The 4926-nt window shown below is 71.4% G+C and carries 3 protein-coding genes; all 3 read left to right on the top strand.

Features of this window, described 5'->3' with window-relative positions; translation table 11 throughout:
• Positions 1–291 precede the first annotated feature (291 nt).
• Positions 292–1083, top strand: a complete 792-nt coding sequence (locus tag KDK95_RS37540; protein WP_307844895.1) for a response regulator transcription factor — start codon at positions 292–294, stop codon at positions 1081–1083.
• Positions 1080–2639, top strand: coding sequence for a sensor histidine kinase (locus KDK95_RS33965; RefSeq protein ID WP_212522471.1), 1560 nt, complete (start codon positions 1080–1082; stop codon positions 2637–2639). The genes KDK95_RS37540 and KDK95_RS33965 overlap by 4 nt, the downstream gene beginning before the upstream one ends.
• Positions 2640–2725: 86 nt before the next feature.
• Positions 2726–4926: bifunctional FO biosynthesis protein CofGH (locus KDK95_RS33960; RefSeq protein ID WP_212522472.1), on the top strand; the 2201-nt coding region annotated here is incomplete at its 3' end.

Raw genomic sequence — 4926 nt, 5'->3', positions numbered from 1 at the left:
GCGACGACATCTTCGGCCTCCTGGAGAAGCTCTGGCAGGAGCGCGGGCTGACCGTCATCATGGTCACCCACGACTCCGAGCTCTCCCGCCGCGTCCCCCGGCTGGCCCAGATCAAGAACGGCAAGCTGACGATCAAGCGCGACGGGATCGCGGTCCAATAACGCGCTCATCAGCCCCGGAAAACACGGCAGCCTGCCTTTAGACCGCTCTCACGGCTTTCTCATGAGAGCTTGGCAGGCTGCCGTGCGGGGTATCCGAGAGATCTAAGGCAGTGGAAGTGAAGGTGTGATCGTGTCGACAGCTGAGACCACGCAGTCCGGGCCGTCCATTCTCGTCGTGGACGACGAGCCGGCGGTGCGCGAGGCGCTGCGCGCCGGCCTGGAGTTCGAGGGCTACCAGGTGACCACGGCCGCCGACGGCCTCGGGGCGCTCGAGCAGATCGCCAAGGCGATGCCCGACGGCCTGGTGCTCGACGTGATGATGCCGCGGATGGACGGGCTGACCGTGCTGCGGCGCCTGCGCTCGTTCAACCCGAGCCTGCCGGTGCTGCTGCTCACCGCGCGCGACACCGTCGGCGACCGGGTCACCGGCCTCGACGTCGGCGCCGACGACTACCTGACCAAGCCCTTCGACCTCGACGAGCTGCTCGCCCGCATCCGCGCCATGCTGCGCCGCGGCGCGCTGCTGACCGAGGCCGCGCAGGCCGCCGAGGAGCCGGAGGAGGTCCTCGAGTACCAGGACCTGCGAATGGACCTGCTCACCCGCGACGTCTTCCGCGGCGAGCGGCGCATCGAGCTGACCCGTACCGAGTTCTCGCTGCTGGAGATGTTCCTGCGCCACCCCCGCCAGGTGCTCGCCCGCGAGCAGCTGCTCACCTCGATCTGGGGCTTCGACTTCGGCCCGACCTCGAACTCGCTCGACGTCTACGTGATGTACCTGCGCCGCAAGACCGAGGCCGACGGCGAGGCCCGCCTGCTGCACACCGTGCGCGGCGTCGGCTACGTGCTGCGCGCCGACGCGGCCACCGCCGGCGCGGGCGCCTCCGCCGGTTCCGACAAGTCCGCGAAGGCCGACGATCAGTGATCAAGCGCCCGCGGACCGTCCAGGTGCTGCGCAAGCTCACCCTCCAGGGACGGTTCGCCCTACTCGCCGCGCTCGCGGTGTCCGTGGCCGTGATCGGCGCCGCGGTGATCTCGTACTTCCTGGTCCGCAACCAGCTCGACGAGCAGATCAACTCCCAGCTGATGGGCGGGTCGTCCATCTCGCAGCAGCACGGGCCGGGCAATCAGGCCCCGGGCTCGCAGCCGAGCGCCAGCGCCACGTCGAGCGTCTCCAGCAACGGAACCGGCGGCGTGAACGTGGGCCCCGGCGATCTGCAGAACCTGACGGCCGCCCAGAAGTACACCTACTGCCGGCAGAACATCCTGCGGGCCTTCGGCGGTGACCCGACGCTCGCGCACTCCGGCACGCAGATCATCTCCAGCGCCGACGGCGGAACCTGCATGTTCGGGGACAACTCGGACTACAGCCTCGGCAGCACCGCCACCGAGACGCAGATCGCGGTCGCCAAGGGCACGGAGAGCGCCCAGCTCTACGACACGTACACGACCAGCGGCATCCACGTCCGCGTCTACACGTACCCGGCCGAGCAGACCGGCTACTCGTACTCGCTCGTCATCGACCTGACCCACACGGACAGCTCGCTGCACAGCCTGGCGATCGGCCTCTCCTTCGCCGCGCTCGGCGGAGTGATCCTCGCCGCCGCGGCCGGCTTCCTCGTGGCACGCAGCGCCCTGAAGCCGGTCCGCCGGCTCACCAAGGCCGCCGAGTACGTGGCCGCGACAGACGACCTGTCGGTGCAGCTTCCGGTCGACGGCGCCGACGAGCTCAGCCGGCTCGGCCGCGCGTTCAACCGGATGACGAAATCCCTCGCGGGCTCCCGGGAACGCCAGCAGCGCCTGATCGCGGACGCCGGCCACGAGCTGCGCACCCCGCTCACGTCGCTGCGCACCAACGTCGACCTGCTGCTGCGCAGCCGGCGCACCGGCCGCGCGCTGCCGCCGGGCCGCGAGGAGTCGATGCTGGAGAGCGTGGACCAGCAGCTGCACGAGCTCTCCGGCCTGGTCATCGACCTGCTCGAGCTCTCCCGCAACGTCGAGGGCGGAATGCGCCGCACGATGCGCGTCGCGATGCACGAGTCCGTCGGCCGGGCCGTCGAGCGGGCCAAGCTGCGCGGACCGGGCCTGGAGTTCGACGTGGAGATCGAACCCTGGTTCGTCCAGGGCGACCCGACCGGCCTGGACCGGGCCGTGGTCAATCTGCTGGACAACGCGGTGAAGTTCTCGCCGGCCGGCGGCAAGGTCGTGGTCCGGCTGCACGCCGGCGAGTACACCGTGCGCGACCAGGGCCCCGGCATCGACCCGGCCGACCTGCCGCGCGTGTTCGAGCGCTTCTACCGCTCGGACTCGGCCCGCCAGCTCCCGGGCTCCGGCCTCGGCCTGGCGATCGTCGCCCAGGTGGCCGAGGAGACCGGCGGCTCGATCAAGCTGGAGCCCGCGCCCGGCGGCGGCACCCTCGCGCGGCTGAAGGTGCCCGGCGACCCGGGTAAGGAGGACGACCGGCTGCCGGACCGTACGTGATCCAGCCGTCGAGCACCCGTTACGCTGGATCGGTGGCAGACAACGCGGAGCCGGACGCGGCTCGGGTGACCCAGCAGGACAACGGCATGCGCCGGGCGCTCGCCCGGGCCCGGCGCGGCGACACGCTCGACGTGGCCGAGGCCGAGATCCTGCTCCAGGCGCGGGGCGCCGATCTCGACGCCCTGCGCGCGATCGCCGCGCGGGTGCGCGACGCGGGCCTCGAGGCCGCCGGGCGCCCCGGGGTGATCACGTACTCGAAGAAGGTCTTCATCCCGCTGACCCGGCTGTGCCGGGACAAGTGCCACTACTGCACCTTCGTGACCGTCCCCGGCAAGCTGCGGCGCGACGGCCACGGGATGTTCCTGAGCCCGGACGAGGTCCTCGACATCGCCCGCAAGGGGGCGGCCCTGGGCTGCAAGGAGGCGCTGTTCACGCTGGGGGACAAGCCGGAGGACCGCTGGCCCGAGGCGCGCGAGTGGCTCGACGCGCACGGTTACGACGACACCCTCGCCTACGTGCGCGCGATGGCCGTCAGGGTGCTGGAGGAGACCGGCCTGCTGCCGCACCTGAACCCCGGCGTGCTGTCCTGGACCGACGTGCAGCGGCTCAAGCCCGTCGCCCCGTCGATGGGCATGATGCTGGAGACCACCGCGACCCGCCTGTGGTCCGAGCCCGGCGGCCCGCATTACGGCTCGCCGGACAAGGACCCGGCCGTGCGCCTGCGCGTGCTCGAGGACGCGGGCCGCTCGAGCGTCCCGTTCACGACCGGCCTGCTGATCGGCATCGGCGAGAACTATGCCGAGCGCGCCGAGGGCCTGTTCGCGATCCGCCGGGTGGCCCGGCAGTATCAGGGCATTCAGGAAGTCATCGTGCAGAACTTCCGCGCCAAGCCGGACACCGCGATGCGCGGCATGCCCGACGCCGAGCTGAACGAGCTGGCCGCGGCCGTCGCCGTGGCCCGGCTGATCCTCGGCCCCGCAGCGCGCATCCAGGCCCCGCCGAACCTCGTCGAGGACGAATACGCCCTGCTGATCGGCGCGGGCATCGACGACTGGGGCGGGGTCTCGCCGCTGACGCCGGATCACGTCAACCCGGAGCGTCCGTGGCCGCACATCGAGGAGCTGGCCGCGCGCACCGCCGCCGCCGGCTTCGAGCTGCGCGAGCGGCTGACGATCTACCCGGAGTACCTGCGCCGGGGCGAGCCCTGGCTGGACCCGCGCCTGCTCCCGCACGTCAGGGCCCTGGCCGACCCGGAGACCGGCCTCGCGAACGAGAACGCGATGCCCGAGGGCCTGCCGTGGCAGGAGACCGAGGCACTGATCGACTCCGGCCGCGTGGACCTGCACTCCAGCATCGACACCGCCGGGCGCACCGGCGACCGCCGCGCCGACTTCGACGACGTCTACGGCGACTGGAACGAACTGCGTTCCCAGGTGACGCACTCCGCCGCGCCGGAGCGCCTCGCCTCCGAGGTCCGCTCCGCGCTCGACGTAGCCGCCGCCGACCCCACGAAGCTCACCGACCCCCAAGCCCTGGCTCTGTTCACCGCCGATGGCGCCGCGCTCGACGAACTGTGCCGCATCGCCGACGACGTGCGCCGCGACACCGTCGGCGAGGACGTGACCTACCTCGTCACCCGGAACATCAACTTCACCAACGTCTGCTACACCGGCTGCCGCTTCTGCGCCTTCGCCCAGCGCCGCACCGACGCCGACGCGTACACGCTCTCCCTGGAGCAGATCGCCGACCGCGCCGAGCAGGCCTGGGACGTCGGCGCGACCGAGGTGTGCATGCAGGGCGGCATCCACCCCGACCTGCCCGGCACCGCGTATTTCGACATCGCCCGCGCCGTCAAGAAGCGCGTGCCCGGCATGCACGTCCACGCCTTCTCGCCGATGGAGGTCGTCAACGGCGCGACCCGCACCGGTATGTCCATCGGCGACTGGCTCACCGCCGCCAAGGAGGCGGGCCTGGACACGATCCCCGGCACCGCCGCCGAGATCCTCGACGACGAGGTCCGCTGGATCCTCACCAAGGGCAAGCTCCCCGCCGCCACCTGGATCGAAGTCATCGCCACCGCGCACGAACTGGGCATCCGCTCCTCGTCCACGATGATGTACGGCCACGTGGACGAACCCCGCCACTGGCTAGGCCATCTGCGCCTCCTGGCAGACATGCAGCGGCGCAACCTCGAGAACGGCCACGAGGGCTTCACCGAGTTCGTGACGCTGCCCTTCATCCACACCAACGCCCCCGTCTACCTGGCCGGCATCTCCCGCCCCGGCCC

This window comes from Actinospica acidithermotolerans (genome assembly GCF_018139625.1).
Taxonomy (GTDB): domain Bacteria; phylum Actinomycetota; class Actinomycetes; order Streptomycetales; family Catenulisporaceae; genus Actinospica; species Actinospica acidithermotolerans.
Note: the sequence above shows the minus strand (reverse complement) of the source record. Positions and strands in the feature narration are given on the sequence as shown.